General features: G+C 70.6%; 4 protein-coding genes. 1 reads left to right on the top strand and 3 read right to left on the bottom strand.

What is annotated here, in order from left to right:
• Positions 1-137: 137 nt before the first annotated feature.
• The 3 genes from KBI44_21595 to KBI44_21585 are packed head-to-tail and all read right to left on the bottom strand — an operon-like array spanning position 138 to position 2,880.
• Positions 138-1,469, bottom strand: a complete 1,332-nt coding sequence (locus KBI44_21595) for an aldo/keto reductase (protein ID MBP9147081.1) — start codon at positions 1,467-1,469, stop codon at positions 138-140.
• On the bottom strand, positions 1,466-1,924 hold the full coding sequence (locus KBI44_21590; GenBank protein MBP9147080.1) for a hypothetical protein: 459 nt from the start codon (positions 1,922-1,924) through the stop codon (positions 1,466-1,468). Before KBI44_21590 ends, KBI44_21595 begins: the two co-directional genes overlap by 4 nt.
• Positions 1,921-2,880, bottom strand: a complete 960-nt coding sequence (locus KBI44_21585) for a hypothetical protein (protein ID MBP9147079.1) — start codon at positions 2,878-2,880, stop codon at positions 1,921-1,923. Before KBI44_21585 ends, KBI44_21590 begins: the two co-directional genes overlap by 4 nt.
• Positions 2,881-2,939: 59 nt before the next feature.
• Here KBI44_21585 and KBI44_21580 point away from each other — a divergent pair.
• Positions 2,940-3,824, top strand: an 885-nt coding sequence (locus tag KBI44_21580; GenBank protein ID MBP9147078.1) for a dienelactone hydrolase family protein, incomplete at its 3' end; no start/stop codon positions are given.

Here is a 3,824-nt window from a genome sequence, read left to right as displayed (position 1 = left end):
GCAATTGCAAGCGCGAGGCCGGCGAACAGGCAGAGAACTTGCGACCAGCGAAGGCAGACGGACAAGTAGGAACCTCGACTTCCTTGGCTTCTTCGGACTCTACTGTCGGGAGAGCAAGGCCTGTGCCAGAAACCGGCTCAGGCCTGGGTGCCGCCGCGCAGAGAGAGCGCGGCGTCGGCGCGGACGAGGAGCGATTTGACCGGCAGGTCGTAGTCGCAGGCGGCTTCGCAGAAGCCGGCGCAGTGGGTGCAGTGGGCGGCGCGCTCGGCGGCGACGAGCCTGGCGTAGGACTCGACGGCGCGCCCCTCCTGGCCGTAGTCGTGGAAGTACATCGCGAAGCGCAGGATGTCGGCGATCCGCACGTCGTCCGGGCAGGCCGGCTCGCAGGCGTTGCAGAAGCGACAGACCTCGGTCGAGAAGCGCGCCTGGTACTCGTCGAGGAGCGCGAGATCGGCCGCGGCCAGGGGCGCTCCGGAGGCCGCCACGTACTCATCGACCTGTTTGCGGTTCGAGATCGAGATGATCAGGTTCGAGAGGCTGGGATTCGACAGCACCCACTTGAGCGCCGCCTGCTTGAAGCTGGTCTGGCGGTCGCGGAAGCGGTCGAGGTCGGCGCCCTTCGCTCCGGCGAGCGTCTTCATGGCGATGAAGCCGACGCCGGCCGCCGCCGCGCGGTCGATCAGCTTTTGCTGCTCGGGGTAGTCGAGAAAGCTGTAGCGGCAGAGCAGGACGTCGAACTGCCCGGAGTCGATGGCGTAACCCATCACCTGCGGCAGATCGCCGTCGTGCCCGGAGGCGCCGAGGAAGCGGGCCTTCCCGGCCTGCTTCGCGACCGCGAACGCCTCGAGCATCTCCGGATCCTTCAGGCGGTCGACCCCCTGGTCGTCCGAGTGCCGGCCGACCTCGTGGTTGAGCACGATGTCGACGTAGTCCGTGCCGAGCCGCCGGAGACTCTCGTCGAGCATGTCGAGGAAGACCTGCTTCTTCGCTGGCTTGCCGATGTGATGCGGACACCACTTCGTCGTCAGGACGAACTTGTCGCGGCGGCCTTCGAGCGCCGCCGCGATCGCGCGCTCGGAAGCTCCGCCGCGGTAGCAGTGCGAAGTGTCGACGTAGTTGATGCCGCGCTCGAGCGCGTAGACGAGGACCTCCGGATCGTCGATGGGAAAGCCGCCGAAGCCGATCTCGGAAACCTGGAGGCCGGTGCGGCCGAGGGTGCGATAGCGCATGGACCCCGGCGCTGTCGGCGGTGTCGGCGAAGCGGGCAATGCCGGCGACGGCGGCGAGGATGCGGGAACGGGGGCCGCCTCCGGCGAGGCCGGTGCCGCCGCCTTCCCCTCCGGGCTACAGGCGATGCCCCCGACCATGCCGGCGCCCCCGGCGACTGCCGCGGCGGCGAGCCACTCCCGGCGCGACAGGCGGCGCGCCGGCGGGACTGGCGGGACCGGTGGCTTGCCCTCCTCGCTCATGCGTTTCCCTCCGCCGGGAGGTCGCGCCTGCCGGGCCCGAGGAGAACATAGAGCAGACAGAGGAAGAAGAGAAGCACGTAGACCTTGTTGGTGAACCAGAGGAGCTTCCAGAACGTCCACTCCGGGGCCCGCAGGAAGAAGAAGAACTTCGTCAGCACGACCGCCGATTCGGCGAGCGAAAGGGTCACGCCGTAGATCCAGGCGAGTCGATGCCGCTGCCAGAGGAGGAGGGCCAACACCACGTGGGTGAGCGGCCAGAGATCCCACATCACCCCCGCTCCGGCGAGCGCCGCGGAGCCAACGCCGCCGGGGCCTCCCGCGGCCTCGCCGGCGAGCGCGAGGGAGAGGCCGAAAAGGAGCGGCACGAGGTACTTCACGACCAGCGTCCAGCTGATCATCACCACCAAGGCGAAGACGGTGGCGACGATCCAGCGCGGCCGTGGCCCGGGGTTCATGCGGCTGGGGCGGCAGTTGGAAGTCCGGGCGCCTGCGCTCCCCGCGCCGGGAGGAAGCGGACCAGCAGCAGCGCCGCGACCAGCGGCGAGGCGGCGCGCAGCAGATAGAAGACGTCGCCGCTGGTGACGTAGTTGGCGCTCGGGAAGACCGGCGCCAGCCAGTCGGCGATGAGGTAGAAATCGACGAAGAGCAGTGTGCCGCGAAAGATCCCGGCGGCAAGGAGCCCCGAGGCGCGATAGAGCACCGTACTGCCGATCTCGCGCGCCAGCGCGGTGACCAGGGCCGCGGCGACGAAGGCGGGCTCGCTGATCGAGAGGCCCGGGGCGATCGCCGGCAGGGCGAGCGCCGTGCCGCACAGCAGCGAGAGCGTCCAGGCAGCGGGAGCCCCCCAACTCTCGAGAGCCTCCTGGTAAAGCCGCCCGCGCAGCGTCCGTTCGTAGAAGCGCACCGCCAGCAGGACGAGGAGGGGCAGCGCCCAGAGAGCCGTCGCCGCGCGGGTCGCGGCGAGCTGCTGATCGCCGTAGGTGAGGGTCAGCCAGCCGAGCTGATAGGCGATGCCGATCGGTGCGAGGTCGACGGCGATCGCCACGCCGATCCAGAGGAGGAGCCGCGACCAGCGCAGTCCGGGCGCGGGTGGCGCGCTTTCCGGGGCCATGACGGCGCGCGGGGCGGGCAGCGGCGCCGGCGGTATCGGCAGGCTGGGCTTCGGCGGCGGCAGGGCGCGCAGCGGAATGCCCGGCAGCCGGAGGCGGGGCGGAAGCTGGCCGGCCGCCGCCCGGCGGGCCTTGCGCTCCCGCGTCAGCAGTCCGCAGACGAAGACCAGACCCGGGAGCGCCCAGGCCAGGAAGAGCCGCAGGGCGTCGGGCTGGCCGCTGCCGTAGCGCCCGGCGAACCAGGTCGCGCCGGCCGCGAGATCCAGTAGAAGCATGGCGAGCAAGGCGGTGCGGACTTTCAAGGTACGGGATTCTACGGCTTTCGATAGGCTCCAGCCTTCCCTTCGAGAGGAGAATTCCGATGCGCCCGAACCCCCGACTCTCTGCGACTCTGGCCTTCACCGTCCTGGCTCTCGCCACGGCGCTCGCCGGAGCCCAGAACGCGCCGACGCCGCAGGCTCCCCCAGCTTCGCCCTCTTCAGACGCCGCGCACGCCGGGAAGATGGCCAAAGAGCACCAGCACGACACCGCGGCCGCCAGCCCGGCGACGGTCCCCCCGCCGGCGCAGCCGGTCGCCGCCGAGGAGGTCGCCTACGCGACCCTCGACGGCGTCACGGTCAAGGGCTACTTCGTGCGGCCCTCGCAGGTCGCACCGGGCGGAAAAGCACTGCCGGCGCTCATCGTCATCCAGGAGTGGTGGGGACTGAACGACAACATCCGCGCCATGGCGCGGCGCTTCGCCGGCGAGGGCTACGCCGTGCTCGCGGTCGACCTCTACGAGGGCAAGTTGGCGACCACCTCCGAGGCCGCAATGGCGGCGATGCAGGGCGCCATGGAGAAGCCGGCCCGCCTGCTCGAGAACCTCCGGCAGGCGCACGCCTACCTCGCGACCCAGGCCGGCGCCACCCGGATCGGCGTCGTCGGCTGGTGCTTCGGCGGCGGCTGGGCGCTCGAGACCGCGCTCGGCATTCCGGACGGCATCGACGCCGCGGTGATGTACTACGGCCGCACGCAGAGCGATCCGAAGGCGCTCGCCCCGCTCCAGGCGCCGCTCCTCGGGCTCTTCGGCGGCAAGGATGAGGGAATTCCGGTGGACGGAGTGCGCCAGATGGAGCACGCGCTCGTGAAGCTCGGCAAGAACGCCACCATCGTCATCTACCCCGAAGCCGACCACGCCTTCGCCAATCCGACCGGCAACCGCTACCTCGCCGGGCCGGCGACCGACGCCTGGGAGAAGACGATGGCC

It is taken from the genome of Thermoanaerobaculia bacterium, assembly GCA_018057705.1.
GTDB lineage: Bacteria > Acidobacteriota > Thermoanaerobaculia > Multivoradales > JAGPDF01 > JAGPDF01.
The sequence above is the reverse complement of the archived record's forward strand: the minus strand, read 5'-3'. Positions and strand labels throughout refer to the sequence as shown.

Coding starts and splice junctions, on each gene's coding strand:
- KBI44_21595 (MBP9147081.1), bottom strand. CDS start 1,469: ATGAGCGAGGAGGGCAAGCCACCGGTCCCGCCAGTCCCGCCGGCGCGC.
- KBI44_21590 (MBP9147080.1), bottom strand. CDS start 1,924: ATGAACCCCGGGCCACGGCCGCGCTGGATCGTCGCCACCGTCTTCGCC.